Source organism: Streptomyces camelliae, from assembly GCF_027625935.1.
In the GTDB taxonomy this organism is placed as follows: Bacteria; Actinomycetota; Actinomycetes; order Streptomycetales; family Streptomycetaceae; genus Streptomyces; species Streptomyces camelliae.
The window spans coordinates 904,568-929,195 of sequence record NZ_CP115300.1; the positions used below are offsets into that span (position 1 = coordinate 904,568).

General features: G+C 71.9%; 21 protein-coding genes. 13 read left to right on the plus strand and 8 right to left on the minus strand.

Annotation, left to right across the window (positions count from 1 at the left end):
• The first annotated feature begins 15 nt into the window (after window positions 1-15).
• From O1G22_RS04350 to O1G22_RS04360, 3 genes are all read left to right on the plus strand, one after another.
• A complete protein-coding gene (locus O1G22_RS04350; RefSeq protein WP_270080061.1) occupies window positions 16-1,032 on the plus strand; it encodes a Gfo/Idh/MocA family oxidoreductase in 1,017 nt (338 codons plus the stop codon).
• Window positions 1,029-1,895 carry a sugar phosphate isomerase/epimerase family protein gene (locus O1G22_RS04355; protein WP_270080062.1) on the plus strand — a complete coding sequence of 289 codons (867 nt, stop codon included), beginning with the start codon at window positions 1,029-1,031 and terminating at the stop codon, window positions 1,893-1,895. Before O1G22_RS04350 ends, O1G22_RS04355 begins: the two co-directional genes overlap by 4 nt.
• Before the next feature lie 241 nt (window positions 1,896-2,136).
• Window positions 2,137-3,306, plus strand: coding sequence for an acyltransferase family protein (locus O1G22_RS04360; RefSeq protein WP_270080063.1), 1,170 nt, complete (start codon window positions 2,137-2,139; stop codon window positions 3,304-3,306).
• 52 nt (window positions 3,307-3,358) lie between these two features.
• Here the strand turns inward: O1G22_RS04360 and O1G22_RS04365 are convergent, their stop codons facing one another.
• The 5 genes from O1G22_RS04365 to O1G22_RS04385 all read right to left on the minus strand — a co-directional run bounded on the left by O1G22_RS04365 (window position 3,359) and on the right by O1G22_RS04385 (window position 9,075).
• Entirely contained in the window at window positions 3,359-3,601 is a 243-nt protein-coding gene (locus tag O1G22_RS04365) for a chaplin (protein ID WP_270080064.1), read from the minus strand.
• A gap of 101 nt (window positions 3,602-3,702) precedes the next feature.
• Complete coding sequence (locus tag O1G22_RS04370; RefSeq protein ID WP_270080065.1) at window positions 3,703-5,055, minus strand: FAD-binding protein; 1,353 nt, start codon at window positions 5,053-5,055, stop codon at window positions 3,703-3,705.
• A 52-nt stretch (window positions 5,056-5,107) separates the two neighbouring features.
• Complete coding sequence (locus O1G22_RS04375; protein ID WP_270080066.1) at window positions 5,108-5,929, minus strand: inositol monophosphatase family protein; 822 nt, start codon at window positions 5,927-5,929, stop codon at window positions 5,108-5,110.
• A gap of 57 nt (window positions 5,930-5,986) precedes the next feature.
• Window positions 5,987-7,774: an RICIN domain-containing protein gene (locus O1G22_RS04380; protein ID WP_270080067.1), complete on the minus strand. Its 1,788-nt coding sequence runs from the start codon at window positions 7,772-7,774 to the stop codon at window positions 5,987-5,989.
• Window positions 7,775-7,908: 134 nt separating this feature from the next.
• Window positions 7,909-9,075: an FAD-dependent oxidoreductase gene (locus O1G22_RS04385; protein ID WP_270086322.1), complete on the minus strand. Its 1,167-nt coding sequence runs from the start codon at window positions 9,073-9,075 to the stop codon at window positions 7,909-7,911.
• A gap of 312 nt (window positions 9,076-9,387) precedes the next feature.
• On the opposite strand from O1G22_RS04385, the gene O1G22_RS04390 reads away from it, so the two are divergent.
• Genes O1G22_RS04390 through O1G22_RS04400 form a run of 3 tightly spaced genes read left to right on the plus strand, consistent with a single transcriptional unit; the run spans window position 9,388 to window position 12,196 of the window.
• The gene (locus O1G22_RS04390) at window positions 9,388-10,395 is read left to right on the plus strand and encodes a Ppx/GppA family phosphatase (protein ID WP_270080068.1); all 1,008 of its coding nucleotides are present in this window, start codon (window positions 9,388-9,390) and stop codon (window positions 10,393-10,395) included.
• Between the two features lie 51 nt (window positions 10,396-10,446).
• Complete coding sequence (locus O1G22_RS04395; protein ID WP_270080069.1) at window positions 10,447-11,430, plus strand: thiamine pyrophosphate-dependent enzyme; 984 nt, start codon at window positions 10,447-10,449, stop codon at window positions 11,428-11,430.
• Window positions 11,431-11,434: 4 nt separating this feature from the next.
• Window positions 11,435-12,196 carry an ABC transporter ATP-binding protein gene (locus tag O1G22_RS04400; RefSeq protein ID WP_270080070.1) on the plus strand — a complete coding sequence of 254 codons (762 nt, stop codon included), beginning with the start codon at window positions 11,435-11,437 and terminating at the stop codon, window positions 12,194-12,196.
• 59 nt (window positions 12,197-12,255) lie between these two features.
• On the opposite strand, the gene O1G22_RS04405 is transcribed toward O1G22_RS04400, so the two are convergent.
• From O1G22_RS04405 to O1G22_RS04415, 3 genes are all read right to left on the minus strand, one after another.
• Window positions 12,256-14,895, minus strand: coding sequence for a WD40/YVTN/BNR-like repeat-containing protein (locus O1G22_RS04405; protein WP_270086323.1), 2,640 nt, complete (start codon window positions 14,893-14,895; stop codon window positions 12,256-12,258).
• 105 nt (window positions 14,896-15,000) lie between these two features.
• On the minus strand, window positions 15,001-16,125 hold the full coding sequence (locus O1G22_RS04410) for a GNAT family N-acetyltransferase (RefSeq protein ID WP_428986319.1): 1,125 nt from the start codon (window positions 16,123-16,125) through the stop codon (window positions 15,001-15,003).
• A gap of 194 nt (window positions 16,126-16,319) precedes the next feature.
• Window positions 16,320-17,174 carry a helix-turn-helix transcriptional regulator gene (locus O1G22_RS04415; protein WP_270080072.1) on the minus strand — a complete coding sequence of 285 codons (855 nt, stop codon included), beginning with the start codon at window positions 17,172-17,174 and terminating at the stop codon, window positions 16,320-16,322.
• Between the two features lie 164 nt (window positions 17,175-17,338).
• On the opposite strand from O1G22_RS04415, the gene O1G22_RS04420 reads away from it, so the two are divergent.
• From O1G22_RS04420 to O1G22_RS04450, 7 genes are all read left to right on the plus strand, one after another.
• Window positions 17,339-18,139 (plus strand): SDR family oxidoreductase, encoded by an 801-nt coding sequence (locus O1G22_RS04420; protein ID WP_270080073.1) that lies wholly within the window; start codon window positions 17,339-17,341, stop codon window positions 18,137-18,139.
• Between the two features lie 50 nt (window positions 18,140-18,189).
• Window positions 18,190-19,098: an SDR family NAD(P)-dependent oxidoreductase gene (locus O1G22_RS04425; RefSeq protein ID WP_270080074.1), complete on the plus strand. Its 909-nt coding sequence runs from the start codon at window positions 18,190-18,192 to the stop codon at window positions 19,096-19,098.
• 26 nt (window positions 19,099-19,124) lie between these two features.
• The gene (locus O1G22_RS04430) at window positions 19,125-19,340 is read left to right on the plus strand and encodes a tautomerase family protein (RefSeq protein WP_270080075.1); all 216 of its coding nucleotides are present in this window, start codon (window positions 19,125-19,127) and stop codon (window positions 19,338-19,340) included.
• Window positions 19,341-19,677: 337 nt separating this feature from the next.
• Window positions 19,678-22,299 carry a glycoside hydrolase family 31 protein gene (locus tag O1G22_RS04435; protein ID WP_428986320.1) on the plus strand — a complete coding sequence of 874 codons (2,622 nt, stop codon included), beginning with the start codon at window positions 19,678-19,680 and terminating at the stop codon, window positions 22,297-22,299.
• Between the two features lie 129 nt (window positions 22,300-22,428).
• Window positions 22,429-23,637 (plus strand): carbohydrate-binding protein, encoded by a 1,209-nt coding sequence (locus tag O1G22_RS04440; RefSeq protein ID WP_270080076.1) that lies wholly within the window; start codon window positions 22,429-22,431, stop codon window positions 23,635-23,637.
• A gap of 74 nt (window positions 23,638-23,711) precedes the next feature.
• Entirely contained in the window at window positions 23,712-24,056 is a 345-nt protein-coding gene (locus O1G22_RS04445; RefSeq protein ID WP_428986321.1) for a polysaccharide lyase family 7 protein, read from the plus strand.
• A gap of 94 nt (window positions 24,057-24,150) precedes the next feature.
• The gene (locus O1G22_RS04450) at window positions 24,151-24,612 is read left to right on the plus strand and encodes a hypothetical protein (protein WP_270080077.1); all 462 of its coding nucleotides are present in this window, start codon (window positions 24,151-24,153) and stop codon (window positions 24,610-24,612) included.
• The last annotated feature ends 16 nt before the right edge of the window (window positions 24,613-24,628 follow it).

Here is a 24,628-nt window from a genome sequence, read left to right on the forward strand (position 1 = left end):
TTGTAAGGACTGACCATGACCGTACGTGTAGGAGTCATCGGCGCCGGCTGGATCGGCACGGAGCACATCCGGCGCCTCACCGACACCGTGACCGGGGCGCGGGTGACCGCGGTGACCGACATCGACGCCGACCGTGCCGCCGAGGCGGCAGCCCCGGTCGGTGCCCAGGTGCTGCCCGACGGCGCGGCGGTGGTCGCGGCCGACGACGTCGACGCGGTCCTCGTGACCTCCTGGGGTCCGACCCACGCCGAGCACGTCCTGAACGCGATCGCCGCCGGGAAGCCGGTGTTCTGCGAGAAGCCGCTCGCCACCACCGCCGAGGACTGTCTGAGGATCATCGAGGCGGAGCAGGCCCACGGCCGGCGCCTGGTCCAGGTCGGTTTCATGCGCCGCTACGACGCCGGCTACCGGCAGCTGAAGCAGGTCATCGACTCGGGCCGGATCGGTGCGCCGCTGATCGTGCACTGCGCCCACCGCAACCCGACCGTCCCCGAGTCCTACACCTCGGCGATGGCCGCGCTCGACACGGCGGTGCACGAGGTGGACGTCCTGCGCTGGCTGCTGGACGACGAGATCGTCTCCACCCAGGTGATCACACCGCGCGCCACCGGCAAGCGGTTCGCGCACCTCAAGGACCCGCAGATCATGCTGTTCGAGACCGCCAAGGGCGTCCGTGTCGACCTTGAGGTCTTCGTCAACTGCCAGTACGGCTACGACATCCAGTGCGAGGCCGTCGGCGAAAAGGGCCTGGTGCGGCTGCCGGACCCGGCCGCGGTCGGGGTACGCACCGCCGGATCGCACAGCACCGAGGTGCTCACGGACTGGGTGGGGCGCTTCCGGGACGCCTTCGACACCGAGTTCCGCGAGTGGATCGCGGGCCTGGCGGCCGGCGACGAGCCCACCGGTCCCTCGGCCTGGGACGGCTACGCCGCCACCGTGATCACGGCCGCGACGGTCGAGGCCCTGGAGTCCGGGCGCGTCGTCGCCACCGACCTCAAGCCCCGCCCCGCCTTCTACGGAGGTGCCGCGTGAAGATCGCCATCGACCCGTACATGTTCCGCGCCCTGCCGATCGACGACATGGTGCGCACGGTGGCCGAACTCGGCTACGAATACATCGAGTTGTCCCCCCGCGACGACTTCATGCCGTTCTTCCTGCACCCGCGGGCGGACGACGAGCGCGTGGCCGGGCTGAAGAACTCCCTGCGCCGGCACGGGGTGAAGCTGTCCTCGGTGCTGCCGCTGTACAAGTGGTCGTCCCCGGACGAGACCGAGCGGCAGGCGGCCGTCCGCTACTGGAAGCGGATGATCGAGATCACCGCGGAGCTCGAATGCCCGCTGATGAACTCGGAGTTCAACGGCCGTCCCGAACGGGCCGCGGAGAGCGAGGCCGCGTTCTGGCGCTCGCTGGACGAACTGCTGCCCCTGTTCGAGCGGGAAGGCATCGCGCTGAACCTGGAGGCGCACCCGGACGACTTCTGCGAGGAGAACACCTCCGCGGTCGACCTGGTCCGCGCGCTCAACAAGCCGTGGGTGAACTACCTGTACTGCGCCCCGCACTCCTTCCACCTGTCCGGGGCCGACCCGGCGGCGGACATCGCGGGGATGATGCGCTACGCCGGCGACAAGCTGCAGCACGTCCACATCGCGGACTCCTTCAACCACAAGGGTTCCAGCGGGCTGCGCTACATCCTCAACCCGCCCGGCACCCCGGCCCGGATCCACCAGCACCTGGACATCGGCCAGGGCGAGGTCGACTGGGAGGCGTTCTTCGGTACCCTGCGGGAGCTGAAGTTCGACGGCGTGGCCACGGCATGCGTCTTCGCCTGGGAGGAGCGGGCCCGCGAGTCCTCGGCGTTCATGCTGGAGCGGATCACGAAGGAACTGGCCGCCTAGCCGCTCGCCTGCCGTGCCCGGCGGCCCGCGTACCGACGCGGGCCGCCGGGCGTTCCGCTGTCCACGGCGGGGGCAGGGGCGCCATCACTCGTACGGGTGTACCGGTCCGGCTGTCCGTGGCATCCGGAGGGGTGCGTCGTTCGGCACTAGTGTGATGTTTGCCATGTAGGGCCATGATCGGAGGTGAACGGGCAACGTTCCCCTTCATGCCCCACGCCAATCCTCTGCGGCAGGTGATTCGATGACCACGGCGACGACCCGGACGCTCCGGACGACGCCGCACACCCCTGACGGCCAAGCGACCGCCAGGGACTCCCCGCGCGCCGCCAACCCCTCACTGCCGTCCCTGACCGGACTGCGGTGGATGGCGGCGCTGCTGGTGTTCGGACTGCACGTGAACAACTTCGGTTACTACGGCGGCACCGGTGGCCGCCTGGTGTACTGGGGCTTCAGCTCCGGTGCGGTCGGAGTGTCGTTCTTCTTCGTGTTGTCCGGCTTTGTACTCACCTGGTCGGCGAGACCCCACGACCGGGCGCTCGGCTTCTGGCGGCGCCGCATCGCCAGAATCTATCCGGTGCACCTCGTGACGGTCGGCCTCGCGTTCCTGCTGGCGCTCACGCTGGAGCGCAACACACAGCCGACGCCGAAGCAGGCGGTGGCCAATGTGCTGCTGCTGCATTCCTGGTGGCGGCCCTGGTGGCAGACGCTCAACCCGGTGAGCTGGTCCCTGGCCTGCGAGGCCTTCTTCTACGCGTCCTTCCCGCTGCTGATCCTGCTGCTGCGCAGGCTCGGCGTGCGCGGATCGGTCGCGCTGGGCGGGCTGTCGCTGGTGGCGATCGTGGTGATCTCGCGGGCGGACTCCCAGCACTGGTGGACGTACGCGCTGTACTCGTTCCCGGCCGCCCGGCTGCCCGAGTTCGTCCTCGGCGCGGTCACCGCGCGGCTGGTCCTGCTCGGCCGCTGGCGCGGACCCGGCCTGGAGGCCTCGCTCGCCCTGGCGATCATCGGCTATTTCCTGGTTCCGCAGGCTCCGCTCGGCTACTCCGCGACCATGTGCACGATCCTCGGCTTCAGCCTGCTGATCCCGGCGGCGGCGAACGCGGACCTGAAGGGGCTGCCGTCGATGTGGCGCGGCCGGCGGATGGTACGGCTCGGAGAGCTGTCCTTCGCCTTCTACATGGTCCATCTGCTGGTGCTGCGCGCGGGGACGCACCTGCTCGGCATCAAGCCGCACTTCGGCGGCCTGGCGGGGACGGCCGTGACCGCGACCGTGTTCGCCCTCTCGCTCGCCCTGTCCTGGCTGCTCTACGAGACGGTGGAGCTCCCGGCGAGACGTCTGCTGCTCCGCCGGCGCCGCCCGGCCGCCAAGGCGGCCGCCCACCGCGAGGCCCAGGCCGCGACGAGAGACTGAGCAGCCGTGTGCCGGCTCCCGCCCAGGTGCGGGAGCCGGCACACGGCGGGCGTCACCCGTTGACGCATACGTTCCCGGGAGCCGGGTTCAGCAGGCCGACGAGGTTGATGCTGTTGCCGCAGACGTTGGCGTCGACATCGACCGGAATCTGGATGACATTGCCCGAGACGACGCCCGGGCTGTTGCCGGCGACACCGACGACGGGCGTGGGGTCGGCGGCGAAGGCGGTCGCCGAGCCTCCTGTGGCGAGGACACCCGCGAGCACGGCCGTTGTGGCGAAACTGCGAAGACGCATGATCTGCCTCACTGGTTGACGTTGGGGCGTTTCCATCACACCCGCGCCCCGCGCCGTCCGCCTCTTCGAGTACGCCGTTCGTGGGCCCGCACGGGTCCCCTTCAGAACCGCAGGCCGTGTCCCCGTGTCAGGACCAGGTACGGGTCGTGGCGCCGTTTGGCGTCCGCGAGAGCCTGCCAGCGGCTGCCGTAGTGGTCCCGCCAGTCGGTGTCCGACATGGGCAGGGCGTTGACCGGATAGGCGACGGCACCCTGGGACCGGGCGAGTTCATAGACCTTGCGGTTGGCGGCCACCATCGCCGCGGCCGTCTCGGGGCTGCCGGGCGGCGCCGTGCGCAGCAGGGCGAACAGATACAGGACGTCGCCGGGCGGGCGCTGGAAGAGAGGGGCGCGCAGCCGGGCGGACAGGAGCGGGTACAGCAGGACGAGACCGGTCTCGCGCAGATCGCTGAAGGCCGGGTCGGCGAGTACGGCGCGGACGAGGGGCTCGGCGCGGTCGTGCGGGAGGAGCAGGTTGAGCCACGGGTGCGGGTGCAGCCACTCCCCCGTCTCGGTGAGGACCTCTTCGTCCGTGTCCACGCGGTGTGCGAACTCGGCGTAGCTGAGGTCGGTGGTCTCGACGGCGGTGGGGTCGTGGGCGAGGCCGGTGAGCATGAGGGCGTCGTCCGGCGGGAGTTGGCCGGTGTGCGGGGCCACGGCCTCGATCAGGTACGGCCGGCTGTCGTCGGCCGGGCGGGCCTGGCCCTCCAGATGGGCGAAGCGCCCTTCCTCGGCGAGCATCCGCTGGTCGGCCAGGAAGCGGGTGAGGTCGGTGTAGGAGAGGCAGTAGCGGCGGACCCGGGCGGGTGCGGGGACCAGCCGCAGGGTGGCGGAGACGATCACGGCGCACTGGCCGAGCCCGGCGAGCACGGTGTGGAAGAGCTCCGGATCCCGGTCGGGCGAACAGAAGCGGTGCTCGCCGGCGCCGGTCACCACCTCCAGTTCCAGGACCTGGTCCGCGACCAGGCCGTGCCGGTGGCCGGCGCCGCCGAGCCCGCCCGCCGACAGCACGCCGCCGACGCTCGCGCCCAGGTAGTCGGTGAGGACGGGCGGTGTGAGTCCGTGCGGCAGGGTGGCGGCGAGCACGTCCCGCCACAACACGCCTGCAGCTGCGACCACTTGACTGTCCGTCACGGGCCCGACCGGCCCCATCCCGCGCAGGTCCACGACGATCCCGCCGTCCGCCTGCCCCTGGCCGTACATCGAGTGCCCGCCGCCGCGCACGCTCACCGGGATGCCCCGGGGCCCGGCGTACTCCAGCAGGCGCTGGATGTCGGCGACGGACCGTGGGCGCAGTACGGCGCGCGGCACAGCCCGGACGAGGTGCCCGAAGTCCTCCGTTACGTCATGGAGGGCGTCCGGGCGGGTGTCCAGGGCCGGACCGAGGTGTGCGGCGAGGTCGTGGGCCGTCGTCATGCCGGAATCACATCAGACGGCGGGGCGCACGTCGAGAAGGCCGTGAACTCCCCTACGGCGTCTGGTGCTTGACCAGTTCCAGCAGTGCGGCGTGGGTCTCCGGGTCGGCGGCCGCGATCAGCCCGCCCGCGCCGCTGAGCACGGGCTCGCCGTGCAGGCCGGTCACCGTGCAGCCCGCCGCCCGGCACAGCGCGATGCCGGCCGCGAAGTGCACGCTGTCGCGCAGGTCGCCGTCGGTGACGTAGGCGGCCCGGCGGCCGGCGGCGACCCAGGCCACGGCGAGGGTGCTGGAGATCACCCGGGGCCGGAACCGCTCCGCGAAGCCCGGGTCGGCCAGGAGGCGGGCGGCCTGGAAGCCGGGGGCGTCGGGGAACGGCGGGTCGAGGTTGACGTCGACCAGCGCGGAAGCGGCCGTCGGTGTCAGCTGCTCGTCGGTGCCGTCGGCCGAGCGCACCCAGGCCGCGTCCCCGTCGGTCCAGAACACCTCGCCGCTGAACGGGTCGGCCGTGGCGGCGGCCATGACCAGCGCGTCCTCCCGCAGGGCGACGTTCACGCCGGCGAGCATGGTCCGCACGGCGTAGTTGAGGGTGCCGCACAGCGGGTCGACGAGCCAGCGGCGCCGGGCGTCGGCGGCACCGGAGCGTCCGCTCTCCTCGCCGGTCACGGCGTCGTCGGGGCGGGCGGCACGCAGCACGTCCAGGATGGCCCGCTCGGCGGCCAGGTCCGCCTCGGTCGCGAAGTCGCCGGCGGACTTGTCGTAGCGCGCGAGCCGGCCGCCGTAGAGGTCACGGACCACGGCGGCGCCCGCCTGGGCCGCGGTCAGCGCCAAGCGGGCGTCGGATCCCTTGCCGGATTCCCCGTTGATGATCGACATGGGCGCAGGATAGTCAGAAGTCCCGTGGTGCCTTGAGCGTTTGTGTGCCTCGAAGGTTCAGGCAGCGCTGAGAGACAGCGTCTGTTCCCCCGCGCTGCGGCCCCCGCCCACGGCACTCCCGCCACCGTCCGTCCACGTGCGCACCGGCGTTGTCTCGGCGAAGCGGCCAACCGTGCCGGAGAGGCCGAGCACAAGGCCGCTGTAGCGGTTGACCAGGCGATAGCCGTGGCCGTCGGCATTCACGATCACGAACCACTGCTGTCCGACGGCCGGCCCGCCGGCAGGTGCCCGGGTGACGGTGGGCCGGGCGCCCCAGGCACGGCCCGCCGTGGAGCCGGAGTCGACGCCGAGCAGCTGTCCGCTCGCCGCATTGGCGATGGTGAAGGCGCCGTCGCCGGTCGGTGTGAAGACCCAGGTGTCGCGGCCGGATGCGGCGGGCCGGGCCAGCGAGGTGGTCGCGGAGCCGCCGGTCACCTGGGCGAGGAGCCGGCCCGTGCCGTTGGCGATGCGGTAGCGGCGGCTCGTGTCCATGGGCGCGGCCGCGGGCCTGGCGGAGTCGACGGTGATGTCCACGTACTCTCCGGAGGCGTCGTGCGAGCAGCCGAAGGAGCAGTAGGAGCGGAAGGTCCTGCCGACGATCGTGGAGCTGGTGCGGTTGGCGCGGTCGAGGAACCAGCGGTACCAGGAGGCGTTGGTGTAGCTGCCGGTGTCCCCGATGAGGTGCCACTTCTGCGTGGTCAGATCGTCGGTGGCGTAGAGGTACTGCGGTGAGGTGCCGCTCTGGTCGACGGCCTGCGGTGTGCCGATGTAGAGGCCGAGATAGGCGTCGTAGGTGATGTTCATGACGAACAGCGGCGAGGTCGGGGGCATCGTGCCGGCCGCGATCTGCTGGGCGGCGGTGCCGGTGTGGGCGGGGTCGTACTCGGCGGAGGCGGGTGTGTACCCGGTGGGGTGTCCGGCGTCCACGGGGACGATGTCGCTCTCCTTGCCGCCGGTGCCCGGCTGGGACCAGGCGCCGTCGTACCACTTCTGCCAGGAGCCGGGAGCCATCTTGGCGGCGATCGGGGCGCGGGCGACGTGCTCGTAGAAGGCCTTCCAGCCGCCGCTCTTGTCGATGATCCGGGAGCCGTAATAGACGTAGAAGTAGCCGGAGGCGGTGTCGGCGAAGAGGCGCTGGTCGCCGTCGCCGTAGGAGTACGTCTGGTTCGGGAAGGCCGTCGTGTCGCCGCGCTCGGTGCTGTACGGGGACGTGATCACATGGTCCTTGACGGTCCAGGTGTGGCCGCGGTCGGTGGAGACGGCGTAGTCGATGGCGTCGAAGTGCAGTCCGTCGCCGAAGGGCTGCGGGGTGAACTCGTTGTGCACCAGGCCGTACCAGTCACCGGTGTCGGGGTCGACCCACATCCCGGACAGGTCGCAGTAGTTCTTCTGGGCGTAGCCGGAGCCGCTCGGCGCGTAGGTCGCCTCCCGGCCGGTGGGGCTGTTGTTGCAGCGCCAGGTCGTGTCGTCGTTGCGGTCGGCGGGGTTGGCCGGGTTCACCGCCTTGCTCAGGGTGTTGTCGAAGCTCGCGGAGTCGAAGTTCTTGCCGGTGTAGAAGTCCCAGGTGCGCGGGTCCTTGGCGCCGTACAGGGCGGCGGACTGCTGGTAGTGGAAGGTGCCGTCCCGGTCCAGGTACGGGGTGGCGGGGGTGTCCGTGGGGTGGGTGAAGGGCACCGGGGTCCCCACGGTCACGCTGTAGGTGGCGTCGGCGGGTGCGGCGGCCGTCGCCGGGGATGCGAGGCCGCCGCCCAGGACCAGGGCGACGGCTGCGGCGACGGCGCCGCCGGCTCTGTTCAAGAGTCGCAAACTGTGCTCCTTGTTGCCGAGGGTTCCGAAGGTCCGGTCGCACGGAACGATCCGGCCCCGGCGGTTTCCCCGGCAATGGACTCCAGTGCTCCGCCTCTTGCACTTTCGCGAGCGTGTCCGACCGGTGGTACCGCTCAGGGCTCCTCGGGCGGGGTGGCGGACAGCGGGCTGTCCCAGGCCAGTTGGCGCAGGAGCGCCGCGTCCGGGTCGGCGGGTCGTGCCACGACCGGGCCCGGGCGGGCCTGGTTGTGTCCGGCGCGCGAAATGCCGCCGCTGACGGTGATGTTGTGCTCCACGCGCGGGCGGCGATGCGCCTCGTAGGCGGCGAACGCGGCGGGCAGGCCGGGCAGATCGCGCAGCGCCTTGGCGAGCACGACGGCGTCCTCCAGCGCCATCGAGGCGCCCTGGCCGGTCGCCGGGGAGGCGGCGTGGGCGGCGTCGCCGACGAGCAGCACGCGTCCGGTGTGCCATACGGCGCCGAGCGGCAGTTCGGTGGCGTTGGTGACCAGGACGGAGCCGGCGGAGGCGGCGGCGATGCCGGCGGCCGGTGAGGCGTCCTTGCGCAGCAGCGGCAGCAGCTCCTCGCGCCAGGCGACCTCGTGCGCGGTTCCGTCGGCGGGCAGCGCGTCCGTGTTCACCCGGGCGAACCAGTACGTCTCTCCCGCCGGTGACACCGCGTAGCCGAATGTGGTCTCGCTGCCCCGGACGAAGGTGATGGCGCCGGTCGGGTCCGCGGCGGCAGCGGTGCCGGTGTAACCGTAGAAGATTCGCTGCCCCGAGTAGCCGGGCCGGACCCCGGGGGTGAGGATCTCGCGCACCGTGGAGTTGAGCCCGTCGGCGCCGACCAGGAGATCCGCCTCGGCCGTGGTCCCGTCGGAGAAGTGCGCGGTGACGCCGTCCGAGCCCTCGGTCACACCGGTCAGGCGCACGCCGTGGCGCAGCGGGACACCGCGCCGGGCCGCCTCCCGCTGCAGGGCCGCGTTCAGCTCACCGCGGCGCAGGCAGCGGTAGTGCAGGGCGGGGTCGGCCACCTCACCGAGCGGCGCGTGCGCCTGCTCGATGCCCTGGCTGTCCAGCAGCCGCAGCGAAGTCAGCGGAAAGCCGATGGCCGTCACCGCGTCCGTGGCGTCGAGCTGCGCCAGGGCGCGCATCCCGTTGCTCGCCAGGGTCAGAAACGCGCCGATGTCGGCCGCCGTGTCGGGGTGTGCCTCGTACACGGTGACGTCGTACCCCGCCTTGCACAGCCCGAGCGCGGCCGCGGTCCCCGCGATTCCGCCCCCGACGACCAGTACCTTCGTCACATCCGTCCCGCTCAAGTGCTGCTCCCCGTGCCGACAGTGGTGGTCACCATCTAAGGGCAGCGCCGGTGCGGCGGGGGCGGGAACGGCTGAGATCCGGACAGGCTCGGGGGTGATGAGACGGAGGCTCGCCTCGACGATCTCCGCGTTGGTGAATGCGGTGCATCGGGCCTGCCGCTCCGCCGCGTGCGCGTCGCACCTCCGCCCCCGTGCGTCGCATCCGCGTGGCACGTCGTGAGGCGCTGTGCACACACGGTGCCCGGGTGCGCCCCCGCGATGACGGGTTTTTGACGGGGAATTGGGTACGTCCCGGCCATGCGGTTGAGCGTGGTGGATGCGGGGTCGAACACGGTCCGACTGGTGATCGCGGATGTGGAGGGGGGTGTTCCGCTGCCGGTGCACACCGTGAAGTGGAAGCTGCGCCTGTCCGAACACGTCGGTCCGGACGGCGCCATCGCCGACGAGGCGGTGGAGTCCCTGGTGCAGGCGGTGGCCGCGGCGGGGGCGACCGCCCGGCGCTGGCATGCGACGGGGCCGCTGGCCTTCGCGACCGCGGTGGTGCGCGGCGCCCCGAACCGGCAGGAGGTGCTGCGGCGGGTGGCCGCCGGGACCGGGATCCGGATGTGCACCCTGCCCGGGGAGACGGAGGCCGAGCTGACCTTCCTCGCGGCACGGCGCTGGCTCGGCTGGCACGCGGGCCCCCTGGCGGTGCTGGACATCGGCGGCGGCTCGCTGGAGGCGGCCTTCGGCCGGGGCCGCCTGCCCGACTTCGCCGCCTCCCTCCCGCTCGGCGCCCGGCGGCTGACCCAGGAGCATCTCGGGCTGCAGGATCCGCCGGGACCGGAAGAGCTGAAGGAGCTGCGCCGCCGGATCCGGCACGATCTGCGGGACGTGGCCGCGCGGATCCGCTGGGAGGCGCCGCGCACGGCCGCCGTGAGCTCCCGTACGTTCCAGCAGCTGGCCCGGCTGTGCGGGGCGGCGCCCGGACGCTACGGCCCCTTCGTGCGGCGGGAGATGCGCTGCGAGGACCTCGGCGAGGCGGTGCGCAGGCTCGCCGCGCTGCCCTGCGCCGAGCGTGCCCTGCTGCCGGGCATCTCCGCGCCGCGCGCCGAGCAGAGCCTGGCCGGGGCGGTCGTGGGGCACACGGCACTGAAGCTCATGGGGCTGCGCCGGGTCGTCGTCCTGCCCTGGGCGATCCGCGAGGGCGTGCTGCTGCGCTACCTGGAGGACGGCGCCGACTGGTGGACGGAGGTCACCGGGGGCGTGGAGGCTGCGGGGCCGGCCACGGGGACGACCCTGCGCATCGCGGGACCGCCGGCGTAGCCGGGCCCCGCACACGTCCTCGGCGGCGCCCGGCGCGCCCGCGGCCCGGGGGTGGACGACGAGGACGCGCTGGAGGAGGTCCGGGTGCTGGCCGAGCTGCTCCGGGCGGGGGTGTGGATCAGCCCGCTCTCCGGCCGCTCCGGGTTCCCGGAGTCGCATCCGCTGTTCCAGGGCTTTCTCCCGCCGGTCGCCCGCCCACTGGCCGCGCGCCTGGCCCCGTACGACGTGGTGGTCGCCCTCGGCACACCGGTGTTCACCTATCACGTGCCGGACGACGGCCCGCCGCTCGCGCCCGGCACCGAGCTGTTCCACCTGGACTGCGACGCCGTCCAGGCCGCCTGGCTGCCCGTCGGCACCAGCATCGTCACCACCCTGCGCCCCGCCCTGACCGGGCTCGCGGAACTGCTGAAGACGTCCGACCGGGAACCCCCGCCACCCCGGCCGGACCCCACCCCTGCCGACGCCGCGACGCACATCACCCCGGAGTTCTTCTTCGACCTCCTGCGGGCCCGGCTCCCCCGCGACCGGGTGCTCGTCGAGGAGGCACCCAGCCACCGGGACGCGCTGCACGCGCGCGTGCCCGTCGACGCCGGCGGCGGCTTTCTCACCACCGGCAGCGGCGCGCTCGGCTGGGGTCTGCCGCTCGCGGTCGGCCGGGCCCTCGCCGACCGGCGCCGGGTGGTGTGCGTGGTCGGCGACGGCTCGGCGCTGTACTCGGTGCAGGCGCTGTGGAGCGCGGCCCGGCACGCGGCCCCGGTCACGTACGTCCTGCTGGACAACGGCGGGTACGCGGCCGTCCGCGCGCTCGGCCGCCGCATCGGCGTCACCCCCGTCCCCGGCACGGACATCACCGGCATCGACTTCGCGTCCCTCGCGGAGTCCTTCGGCTGCCCGGCCGCCCGCGCCGAGGACCCCGGCGAACTGCCGGCCGCCCTGGACCACGCCCTGGGCCGGGGCGACGCCGCGGGCCCCTTCCTGCTGCACGTGCGGGTCAGCGGGAGCGCGGGCACCCTGTACGAGCCGTGGGCCGGGTGAGGGGATGCTGCGCCTCGACTCCGTCAGCCGACACTTCGGCGACCAGCACGTCCTGGACGGCATCAGCCTCACCGTGCCGGACGGCCAACTCCTGTGTGTCGTCGGGCCGTCCGGCTGTGGCAAGTCCACCCTGCTACGCACCGTCGCCGGGCTGCTGCCCGCGCAGGAGGGCACGGTCACGGTCGGCGGCACCCCGGTGACCGGGGTCCCCGGCCGGCTCGCGGTCGTCTTCCAGGAGTACGGCCGCTCGCTGCTGCCCTGGCTCACCGTCCGCGACAACGTGGCGCTGCCGCTGCGCCGCCTCGGTCTGGGCCGGGCCGCGCGCCGGGCCGCCGCCGAGGAGATCCTCGACCGCGTGGGCCTCGCCGGGGCCGGGCGACGCCGTCCTCCCGAGCTGTCGGGCGGGATGCAGCAGCGCGTCGCCATCGCCCGCGCCCTGGTCTGCCGGCCCTCGCTGCTGCTCATGGACGAGCCGTTCGGCTCCCTCGACGCCCGCACCCGCGAGGATCTGGAGGATCTGCTCCTGGAGGTGCACCGGGCCGACGGCACGACCATCGTGTTCGTCACCCACGACATCGACGAGAGCGTGTACGTCGGTGACCGTGTCGTCGTCCTCTCCTCCGGCCCCGGCTCCCGTGTCGTACGGGACCTGCCGATCGCCCTGCCGGCCGATCGCGACCAGATCGGGACACGGAGCCTGCCGGCGTTCGTCGCGCTGCGCACGGAGGTGGGGCGGGCGGTACGGGGCGATGCGCCGAAGGGGTGACCCCCGGGCCCACGAGGAACATGGGCCCACGGGATCACCCCTTCCCGTTCACCGAAGGCTCAGCGCAGGTCGCACAGCTTCACGGTGTAGATCCCGCGGCCGTGCGTGGCGGCGTACAGCGTGCTGCCGTCCGGGCTCGTCCTGAGCTGGAGGACGGCGACGGCGGGCAGGCTGCCGATCCGCTGCCAGGTGGTGCGGCCCGGTGCGCGGTAGACCACGCCCAGGTCGGTGGCGACGGCGAGGCCGCCGTCCGGTGTCACCAACGCGGAGTCGGTGGGCACGTCGGGCAGGTCGGCGGAGATGTCCTTCCAGGTCGTGCCGCCGTCGGTGGACTCGAAGACATGGCCGACACCGGCGCCCGGTCCCTCGGTCCAGTGCCGGGAGAAGCCGTTGACGGCGAGGAACACGTGGTCGGCGTTGTGCGGGTCGACGGCGAAGCCGCTCAGGTACCGGTTGGGCACGGTCCCGTCGACGGGCAGGCTGATGTCGTGCCAGCCGGTGCCGTCCGCGTTGCCCACGGCGATGCCCCGGGCGAAGCCCTGGTTGTTGCAGGGGCCGCACCAGGCGGCGTAGATCTTGCCCCCGGAGGCGGCGACGGCGGTGGCGGCCCGGCCGGCGCCGAGGTCGTGGACGCTGGTCCACTCGGAGCCGCTGCGGATGGCGTAGCCGTGGGTCTGGACCCAGATGTGGCGGCCGCCGGCGATCCAGGTGTTGCCGTCCTTCAGGTCGGCCGCGAGCGGGGCGATGAAGCGGGCCTCGCTGGTGGCGTTGTCGGCCGGGGCGACCGAGTACGAGGTGGCCTTCGTCGCATCGGTGGACCAACTGCCGTCGTTCACGGCGCAGTTCTGGGTGACCTGGACGGCGAGGTAGACGTACTCCTGGGCGATGTCGCACCCGTTGGCGGGATCGGTGAGCGTGTCGCCGCCGTCACCGCCGAAGTTGGAGCCCATGACGGTGTCGTGGCTGCGCAGGATGGACTGGCCGTTGTCCTGGAGGCCGCCGGTGACGGACAGCCCGCCGTGGTCGAGGTCCTTGCCGATGCCGACCGAGTAGTACTGGAGGGTGTCGATCGTGCCGTCGTTGAGGGAGGTCCAGTCGGTGGCGTGGCCGGAGGCGTCCTGGGCGCCGTCGACCGGGCGCTTGTAGATGCCGCCGTCGTTGCCGACGTAGACGAAGCTGTGGCCGTGGTAGCTGCCGATGGCGACGCCGTGCTGGTCGGAGTGGGTGGTCTGGCTGCAGGAGCCGGTCTGCCGGGACGGGTCGATGCTCCAGCAGGAGAAGGGGAAGTTCCAGTACGGTCCGACGGTCGACCAGCTGGTGCCGCCGTTCTTGGTCTCGTAGACCTCTTCGAGGCCGGCGTACACGTGCTGCGGATCGTTCGGGTCCACGGCGAGGAACTGGTTGTACCAGGCCTGCACGCCCGGCATGTAACCGGCGGTCGTCAGCGCCGAGTTGTCGGCGGCCAGGCCCTTGTAGTCGGCGATCTTCGTCCAGGGCCCGGCCGGGGAGCCGGACTTCGAGACGTAGATGCCCTCCAGGCCGCTGTCCGGGTTGGTGTTCAGCTGCTCCGGCGACTGGTCGATGGCGTAGTACCGGGAGCCGTCGGCGGAGCGGGCGAAGGTGACGTTGCCGACGTTGTCCGCGTCGGCCGGGAGATCACCGAGGCCGCTGGTGATCCGGGTCCAGGCGCCGTTGACCTGGGTGTAGAAGCCGTTGTAGTCGTCGCCGCTGCGCCAGCCGACGGCGAGGACGACCTTGGTCGGGTCCTTGGGGTCGATCGCGATGTCGTTGGCGATGTTCTTGTACGGCGCGGAGGGGTCGTTCGCCTTAGAACCGCCCGGCAGGTAGTCGGGGTTGGGCGCGTACTCCAGCTTCCAGGGGCCGTCCAGGTCCTTGGTGGAGTGGCTCCACACACCCTTGCTGGTGGCCGCCCAGACCTTGTCCCCGCCGAAACGCAGCTCGTGGATGGTGGTGCTCTCCAGCTCGTCACCGCCGACCCGGCGGCGCGGGGAGAAGGTGCCGTGGTGGGGGTGGTCCAGGACGTAGACGCCGCTGCCGAGGTAGGCGTCGGCGTTGGTGGTGGCCTCGCCGGTGCCCAGCCAGAGCCGGCCCGTGCCGTCGAGGGCGAGGGCGCCGGTGGACTGTGCGGGCAGCCGGTCGCTGATGGGCTGCCAGTGACCGCCTCCGGTGCGCGAGCGCCAGACGCCGCCGCCCGCGCTGCCCGCGTAGACATAGCCGTCGTCGTCGGCGGCCACCGCGGCCATCCGGCCGGTGACGTTGCCGGATCCGCCGCTGGAGTTGGAGTCGACGTCGCGGTAGCGCGGGTCGTCGGAGTTGTACGGCAGGTCGGTGATGTTGCGCCAACTTCCGCCGGTGCTACTGAGGTTGGTGAGGTCGTGCCAGGCGGCGCCGTACGCGCCCGGAGCGACGACACCGGGCGAGGTGCGCGCCTCGGCGTACTGGTCCGCGCCCTCGGCGATCTCGTCCGCCTCGTTGCCGTCGCCTCCGTCCCCCGCCTCGTGCGGTTTCATGGCGCCCACCGACTGCTCGCGCTCCTTGGCCAGGTGGCCGAGGGCGCGGACACCGAAGGGACTCGGTGAGCGCCCGGAGGCGGCGGACGGGGGGATCGCCACGAGTGCGGCGGACGCGGTGAGCGCGCAGAGGGTGAACCACCGTCTTCTGTGGGTGGGTACGGACACCATGGGCCTCCTGAGGGCATCGACACGGCCGACGCAGGAGACCTGATCACGCGGACACGGAAACGTCCGCCGCTTGGCCAAATTTTGACGAGAGCCTGTCAGTAACTACCGTTCGGGCAGGCGATTCTTTCGCCGGACCGGGGTGGCGGCAACGCCCTCCGTGCGGAACCGGCCCACCGCCTTGAGGAGTTGATCGGCCGGGTCCCGCAGCCCGGGATGGGCCAGCACCGTGTTGCGCAGCCCGCGCACCGGTCTGCGCCACAGCCGCCGGGCCAGGGCCACCGGATGGGCACGGGCGGCGAAGCCCTCGGCGACACGCAGCTCGCGGGTCTTCAGCCAGTCCTTGTACTCCTTGTCGCCCCGCCCCAGGTCGACCAGGGTCACCCCGGCCCGGGCCGCCGCCTCGGCGGTCCGCAGGTGCATCATCAACCCCGGTGAGTAGTAGTGGAGTTCGGGGTCGTACGCGGTGAACCAGGCCGCCAGCACGGTGCTCGACCGGGGTCCGAAGTGGGCCGCCACCGGCCGGTCGCCCGCGTACAGCACGGACAGCACGCCGGTGAAGTGCTCCTCGCGGACGCGGAAGAGATGGTCGACGAGGCCCACGATCCAGGGCCGGGAGAAGCGGTCCATGCGGCCGGTCCTGCGGTACTGCGCGGACTTCCAGCGCATCAGGGTGCGTAGCAGCTCCGGGTCGCGCTCGTCGAACTCGAACCGCACCTCGCCGATGTCCCGGCCGAGCCGCCGCTCCTTCTTCAGCGTCGTCTTGGCCAGCCCCGGGTAGGTGGCCCGCAGCCACTCCGGGTAGCCGCCGTCGCCGGGTTTCACATCGATCACCGGAGAGGCGAAGGTGCCGGTGACATGCGGCGCGAACGGGCGCTGCTCCTGGACGAGATGGTCGAACTCGAAAATGCTGAGCCCGCAGGCGCGCAGCAGCTCCTCCGCGTTCCAGGTGACCCCGGGCCGGTGCACGAGGGCCTGGCAGTCGGACAGTCCGAGCCCGATGGCCCGGCCGGTGCCCAGCGGCCCGCGTTCGTACGGGAAGAAGCCGGCCGGCATCCCGCCCTCACGCAGCACGGCCACCCGTGCCCCGCCCCGGAAGAGGCCGACACCGGCCGCGAACTCCGGTGCCAGAAAGGGATTGGCGTACTCGGGCGACTCGTCCATCGCGCGATGCCAGGCGGCCCGCAGCTCGGGCGTCAGCTCGCCGGGTCTGTGGATGGTGATCTCCACGACGGATCGTGAAGCACGGCTGATGGATCGCATGCGCGACCGCTCCCCCCATGACGCGCCGGGCGCGTCCTGCCATTCGTGACCGATGACTGCGTCCCCACCGTGTGCGACTGCTCAAACGGCGCGAAACAGTACGCACACCCTCAAGGGTGCCTCAGGCGACGGAGGGTCCGCCATGGGTCTGCGGACATCGGTCAGGAGTCCACCCCGGCACCCAGGTCCTGCGTGCCGATCACCGAGAGCAGTTCCAGCTGCGCGTGTCCCTCGGTGCCGGGCGGGGCGCTGAACCACAGCAGCCGCTGGCGGCCGTCCTCGCTGAACAGGTTGTGGCAGTCCAGCTCGATGACGCCGAGCGAAGGGTGGACGATGCGCTTGTGGTCGGTGCGGCGCAGGGCCACCTCCCGCTGTTCCCACAGCTCGGCGAACTCCGCGCTGCGCCGGCGCAGGGCCGCCACCATCCGGGTCACGTCGGCGTCCTTCGCGCGCCGGGCCGCCACGGCCTGGAGGTCGGCGGTGAAGACGCGGGAGTGGTGCGGGTGGTCCTCGGCCGGATACAGGCCGCGGGCGGCGGGGTCGGTGAACCAGCGGTACACGAAACTCCGTTCGGGCCCGCGTCCGGTCGGCATCGCGCCGAGCAGTGCCACGGCGAGCGGGTTCTGCGCGAGGGGCTCGTGCAGATCGGTGATGACCTGGGCCGGGGTCGTGCCGAGCCGGTCCAGCAGGCCGAGCAGGGCGGGCTGGACGAGTGTGGCGGGGCCGCTCGCGGCGGGCGCCAGCGGGCGGTCGGCGAGATGGAAGAGGTGGTCACGTTCGTCGCCGCTCAGCCTCAGGGCACGGGCGAGGGCGGCCAGGACCTGCGCGGAGGGCTGGGCGCCCCGGCCGCGCTCCAGCTCCGTGTAGTAGTCGGCCGACAGCCCGGCCAGCTGGGCGACCTCCTCGCGGCGCAGGCCCGGTACCCGGCGGCGGGGTCCCGCGGGCAGGCCGATGTCGGCGGGGCGGACCCGGTCACGCCGGGACTTGAGGAAGGCGGCCAGCTCTGCGTGGTTCACGCCTTCCATGGTCGCGCCCACCGCCCCGCGTATCCAGGGGTTGCCGGCCCCAGGGTGAGCGCAGCCGTGGCTGCCCCGGGCACGGCGGCCGAGAGTGGAGTCCGCCGCCGGGGCGCCACGCCCCGCGGCAGCCGACCGCACACCGCACCGCCATGGGAGTCCTCATGTCCGCCGAAGCGACCACGCCCCCGACCGCCACCCTCTCGGACGTCACCTCCTCGACCGCCGTCCCTTCGACGCCCCGGGTCGCCGTCGTCACCGGGGGCTCGCGCGGCATCGGCCGGGCGACGGTGACCCGGCTCGCCGCCGACGGCTGTGCCGTGGTGGTCGGGTACGCCGGCAACCGCGATCTGGCCGAGGCCGCCGTCGAGGAGGTCACCGCGGCAGACGGCCGCGCGATCGCCGTCCGCGCCGATGTCGCCGACGAGCGGCAGGTCGCCGCGCTGTTCGAGGCCGCCGCCGAGGAGTTCGGCGGGGTGGACGTCGTGGTCCACGCGGCGGGCCGGATGTATCTCGCGCCGACCGCCGAGCTGGATCTCGCGGAGCTGGACGCGATGCACCGCACCAACGTGCGCGGCACGTTCGTGGTCGCCCGGGAGGCGTCCCGCACCCTGCGCCGGGGCGGCGCGTTCGTCGGCTTCTCCAGCTCCGTGGTGGGCCTGGCGTTCCCGTCCTACGGCGCCTACAGCGCGAGCAAGGGCGCGGTCGAGGCGCTGACCCTGGTGCTGGCCCGCGAGCTGCGCGGCCGGGACGTCACCGCCAACACCGTCGCGCCGGGCCCCACGGCCACCGATCTGTTCCTGGACGGCAAGGACGAGGCGACCGTCGCCGCGCTGGCCGCCCAGTCCCCGCTGGAGCGCCTCGGCACGCCCGAGGACATCGCCGGGGTGGTGGCCTTCCTCGCCTCTCCGGCCGGCCACTGGGTCAACGGCCAGGTGGTCCGCGCCAACGGCGGCATCATCTGATCCCCCCTCACTCCCGGCTCATCCCCCCTCCCCACTCCCAGCGAGGAATCATGACGACCGACACCCCCCGGACGATCCTGGTCACCGGCGCCTCCAGCGGCTTCGGCGCGCTGACCGTGCGCGCGCTCGCCGACGCCGGTCACACCGTCTACGCGGGCATGCGCCACACGGCCACCCGCAACGCGCCCGCCGTGGCCGGCCTGGACCGGTACGCGGCCGGACACGGCGTGTCCCTGCACGCGGTCGACCTGGACGTCACCTCCCAGGACTCCGCCGACACGGCCGTGGCCCGGGTGCTGGCCGAGCAGGGCCGCCTGGACGTGGTGGTGCACAACGCGGGCCACATGGTCACCGGGCCCGCCGAGGCCTTCACTCCCGAGCAGCTGGCGGACCTGTACGACGTCAACGTGCTGGGCGCCCAGCGTGTGAACCGGGCCGCTCTGCCCGCGTTGCGGGAGCGGGGAGCGGGACTGCTGGTGTGGATCGGCAGTTCCAGCACGCGCGGCGGCTGCCCGCCGTTCCTGGGGCCGTACTTCGCGGCGAAGGCGGCGCTGGACGCGCTGGCGGTCGCTTACGCGGGCGAGCTGGTCCGGTTCGGCATCGACACCGCGATCGTCGTGCCGGGCGCCTTCACCTCCGGCACCAACCACTTCCTGCACGCCGGTACCCCCGCCGACACCGGACGCGCGCATGCCTACGACGAGCGCTACGGCACTCTCCTGGCAGGGCTGGACGAGCGCCTCGCAGCGCTGGTGCCGCCGGACGCGGACGTGGCCGACGTCGCGCGGGCCGTCGTACGGCTGGTGGATCTGCCCGCCGGCCGGCGCCCGCTGCGCACGCATGTCGACCCCGCCCGGGACGGCAGCGAGGTCGTGTCCGCGGTCGCCGACCGTGTCCGCGCCGACTTCTTCCGCCGCGCGGGCCTCGACGACCTGCTCACCACCGGAAGTTCCCTCTGACACACCGTCGACAAAGGAGAGACACGATGCCGTTCGCGAATTTCAAGGTGCCCGCCGGAAGCCTGGACGAGCAGCAGAAGGAGCTGATCGTCACCCGCGCCACCGAGCTGTACGTCGAGATCTACGGAGAGCGGGCCCGCGCCGCCACGATGGTCCTGGTGGAGGAGGTCGCCGACGGCGGCTGGGGCATCGGGGGCGGCGTGCTGACCCTGGCCAGGCTCCGGGAGCCGGCGCAGGATTGACGAGCGACGATCTGCGCGACGACCGGGACCGGCTGGCCGGCCGGACGACGCAGACCCGGATCGTGCTCCGGAAGAACACCGCCTGAGACGACCCACGAAGACCCAGCCGCGCAGGCCGGTCCCCGTCCACGAGGGGGCCGGCCTTCGTCATGTCCGCCCGCGTTCCACACCCGCGCTCTTGACATGAACCTGCGCCACCCCTGAGGCTTCGTGCTTGAAATTGCTCGATTGAAGCTCGTTTCAAGCGTTTCCGAGCACCATCGTAAGAACAGTCAGTCCGCAGTGCTGCGAGGGGAGCTGTTCCGCCGTGCAAAGACCGCGAAGACTGCGACACCGTGTGCCCCGGCCGGCCCGGGTACCGCTGGGGCTGGCGACCGCCCTGGCGGCGACCGTGCTCGCCGGCCCGGCGCCCGCCCGGGCCGCCGCCACCGCCTCCGGCGCCGTGCTCGACACCGCCCACAGCAGCGTCAGCTGGCAGAGCCCGGTCTACGCTCAGGGCACCGGCGGCGGCACCGAGAGCTGCCCGGACGCCGCCGCCGACCCCGACAACAAGGTCTGCGACCGCTTCGACCTGACCGTCTCGGTGCCGGCCGGATACTGGGACGACAACCCCGAAGGCGGCGTCCCGCTGTCGATCACGTGGGCGAAGCCCTCCGACGACTTCGACCTGTACGTCTACGACGACCAGGGCAAGCAGGTGGCGTCCAGCGCGGGCACCGCCGACCCCGAGGCCACGGTGATCCCGCGGGCGTCGGGGACGTACCACGTGCTGGTCGTGCCGTACGACGTGCACGACAACTCCTTCACCGGTACCGCGTATCTGCCCGCCACCGCCGACGCCGGTGATCTCACGTCCTTCTCCGGCGACGGCGGCAGCTACACCGTCGGTGCCGGACAACTGACCGCACGTGTCGACTTCCTGACGGGCGGCGGGCTGCGGCTCCAGGCCGACCCCTCCGGCTCGCTCAGCGACCCCGCCGGCACCGCGATCGTCCGCCGGGAGCCCGCCCTCGATCGGCACACCTCGTCCTTCGACGCGGGCGACTACTACGGCATCCGCTCCCCGCAGGCCGTGCTGCGCGTCTACAAGAAGCCGCTGCGCTTCGGCCTGTACCGGCCCGACAACCGCACCCGGATCTGGCAGGAGGACAAGCCGCTGCGGTGGTCGACCGGCGGGATGCGGCAGAGTCTGGTGCGGGGCGCGGACGAGCAGTTCTTCGGCGGCGGCGAGCAGAACGGCAGCTTCTCGCACCGCGGGCAGACGATGTACGTGGCCAACAGCTTCGACTGGAACGAGGGCGGCTACAACAACTCCCAGCCGTTCTACCTCTCCAGCGCGGGCTACGGCGTCTTCCGCAACACCTTCGCGCCCGGCGTGTACACCTTCGGCTCGCCGGTGACCACGGGCCAGCAGGAACGGCAGCTGGACGCCTACTACTTCCTCGGCGACGCCAAGCAAGTGATCGGCGCGTACACGGCGTTGGTGGGCAAGCCGTTCATGCCTCCGGTGTACGGCCTCGAACCGGGCGACTCCGACTGCTACCTGCACAACGCCAACCGGGGCGAGCGGCACACCCTGGACGCGCTGAAGATCGCCGACGGATACACGCAGCACCAGATGCCGCTGGGCTGGATGCTGGTCAACGACGGCTACGGCTGCGGGTACGAGAACCTGGAGCAGACCGCGCAGGGCCTGCAGGACCGTCACGCCCAGCTCGGGCTGTGGACCCAGGACGGCATCGGCAAGCTCGCCGACCAGGTCAAGGCGGGCCAGCGGGTGGCCAAGCTGGACGTGGCCTGGGTCGGCAACGGCTACAAGTTCGCCCTCGACGCGTGCGACGCGGCGAAGAAGGGGATCGAGGACAACAGCGACGCGCGCGGCTTCGTGTGGCTGCCGGTGTCCTGGGCGGGCGCCCAGCGCTGCGGGGTGCTGTGGAGCGGCGACCAGAAGCTGTCCTGGGACTACATCCGCTGGCAGATCCCGACCTACGCCGGGGCGACCATGTCGGGTATCGCGTACAACACCGGCGACGTGGGCAGCATCTACCGCCACGACGCGAAGATGTACACGCGTGACCTCCAGTGGAAGGCGTTCCTGCCGGCCATCATGACCATGGACGGCTGGGCCACCGACCTCACCACCAAGAAGCCCGCCGACCAGCAGCCCTGGCTGGACGGTGAGCCGTACACCTCGATCAACCGCACGTACCTCCAGCTGAAGGAACGGCTGCTGCCGTACATGTACACGCTGTCCGCCGAGGCCGCGAAGACCGGGGTGGGCGCGGTGCGTCCCCTGTGGCTGGAGTACCCGGACGACCCGGGCACCCTGTCCGATCAGGCGAAGTACGAGTTCCTGTCCGGGCCCGACTTCCTCGTCGCCCCGGTCTACCAGGACTCCGACACCCGCGACGGCATCTATCTGCCGAAGGGCACCTGGACCGACTACTGGACCGGCCGCACCTACCAGGGACCGACCACGGTCAACGGCTATCACGCCCCGCTCGACACCCTGCCGCTGTTCGTGCGCGAGGGAGCGATCGTGCCCATGTGGCCGAAGGGGACGACGAGTTGGCAGACCCGGGACACCCGCGAGCTGGACTGGGACCTGTATCCGGCGGCCCACGGCACGAGCCGCTACACGCTGTACGAGGACGACGGCGTGACCCGTGACTTCGCCAAGAGGGCCGCCGCCACCCAGCAGGTGTCCCTGCACACCGACGGCCACGGGACGGCCGTCTCGGTGGGCGCGAGCCGGGGCGCGTACGCCGGCAAAGTGGACGCCCGCTCGTACCGGTTCACCGTGCACGGCGCCGCGGCGCCGACAGGCGTCCTGCTCGACGGTCGCCAACTGCCTGCCTCCGCCTGGTCGTTCGACCCGGCCACACAGGTCACGACGATCACCACGCCGAGCCTGCCGCTCGACCGCGGGTTCTCGGTGCGGCTGGTCGACGGCAGGTAAAGCAATCGCATGGTCTAGTCCAAAGCGAGTGCTGGTCTAGTCCAACTTATTGACGTGACCGCAACAGCTCCCGGAGGGTGGGGCTCCCGCATCGGGACACTCCCCACCCCCACCCTCTGGAGGCACGCAGTGAGACGTCTTCGGGCATGTCTGGGCGCGGCGGCCGCCGTCACGCTCGCCGCCGCCGGCACCACCGCGCTCGTCGCGGGCAACGCCTCGGGTGCGACCACCGCGCTGAGCAACCGGTGGTATGCCGCGGCCCCGTATCTGATGCCGCTGGACAACGACCCGCCGGACCCGTCCGCCATCATGGACGCGACCGGCCTGAAGGCCTTCCAGCTGGCGTTCATCCTCGCCCCCGACGGCGGTGGCTGCTCACCCACATGGGGCGGCACCGCCGCCGTCTCCTCGGACACGGCCGTGCAGTCGATGATCAACACCATCCGAGGCAAGGGCGGCGACGTCTCCGTCTCCATCGGCGGCTACGGCGGCACCAAGCTCGGCCAGGCCTGCGCGGACGCGGCGGCCACGGCGGCGGCGTACCAGCAGGTCATCACCAAGTACGGCCTGCACGCGATCGACTTCGACCTGGAGGAGCCGGAGTACGAGAACACCGCGGCCATCAAGAACGAGATCGGCGCCGCGAAGATCCTCCAGCAGAACAACCCGGGCCTGTACGTCTCGGTGACGACGGCCGGCACGGCGGACGGCACCGGCTGGTTCGGCAAGCAGATGCTGCTGGAGGCCAAGTCCCAGGGCTTCACCCCGAACAACTTCTCCATCATGCCGTTCGACGGCGGCTTCAACGGGGCGGCGAGCCAGACCAGCGCGCTGACCAACTTCAACTCGATCCTGCAGTCGACCTTCGGCTGGGACCAGGCGACGGCCTACGCCCACGAGGGTTTCTCCGGCATGAACGGTCGCAGTGACACCGGCGAGTACTTCACCCAGGCCGACTTCCAGACCGTGCTGGACTACGCCACGAGCCACACCATGGACCGCTTCACGTTCTGGTCCCTGAACCGCGACCGGCAGTGCAGCCCGCCGGACAACGGCGGCCGTACGTCGGGCACGTGCTCCAGCGTGACACAGAACGACTGGGACTTCGCCGCGTACTCCGTGAAGTTCGCCGGAGTGACCCCGCCGACCCCGACGCCGACCCCGACCCCGACGCCCACTCCCACCTCGTGCAAGACGGCCTGGAGCGCTTCGGCGGTGTACACGGCCGGCAACGAGGTCTCGTACGGGAACCACAACTGGAAGGCCAAGTGGTGGACCCAGAACGAGGTGCCCGGCGCCTCGCAGTGGGGGCCGTGGCAGGACGAGGGCACCTGCTGAACCTCTTGACGCCTTTGATTCAGACCTTTAGGTCCACGGGCCACCAGGGGCCAAGGATGCGTTCAGCATTCATCATGCTGAACGCATCCGTCGGTTCGACCTCCGATCCGACGACCGGAGAAGGGTGTCACCACCCCGAACTCCCGTTACGCCCGCTCCGAGTTGCGCGAGACGAACCGCGACGGCAGCGCCGCCGACTGGGGGCGATCGGCAGGACGTGGAGCTACACCATCGCCGTCTCCGGCGGGAACACCGTCGACCTGACCGTGAACGGCTCCACCACCCACTACGCCGTCCCGTCGTCCTTCCAGCAGTACAAGCAGTACTTCAAGGCCGGCTCCCACCACCAGTCCTCCTCCGACAGCACCACCGACGGCGCCCGTGTCGCGTTCTGCGCCCTGACCGCCACGCACAGCTGACACGCGGCCCGACCTGCGCGAGTGGTGCAAACGGCCGCAGGGTCGTAGCGTCGACGTGGACGCGGTCGGACACAGCACAACGGTGGGAGCGACCATGCGTGGATCAGCAGTGGGAACGGCGGTGGCCCTGGCGGCAGGAACCCTGCTGACAGCGGCGATGACGACGGCGTCGGCCAGTCCGCCGACCACGGCCACCACCCCTGTCGCAGCCGCGCCGGCACAACCTGTGCTCGTCGACTGCTTCTTCCACCGCACCATCCGCCCGAACGACTTCATCCTGGCCTGCGGCGACGGCAACAGCCGGCTGACCGGACTCCACTGGACCGAGTGGGGTCCGGACGGGGCGAAGGCCATCGGCGTGAACATGGTCAACGACTGCAAGCCGTACTGCGCGGCCGGCACCTTCCGCTCCTACCCGGTCGTCATCCGGCTCAGCGGCGAGCAGCCGTGGAAGAAGCATCCGCGCTTCGAGCGCTACACCAACATCAGCCTGACCTACACCGGCGCCCGGCCGGAGGCCTTCGGTCAGGTCGTGACCTACCCGCTCTGGGACTGAGCACCGCAACCGGCCG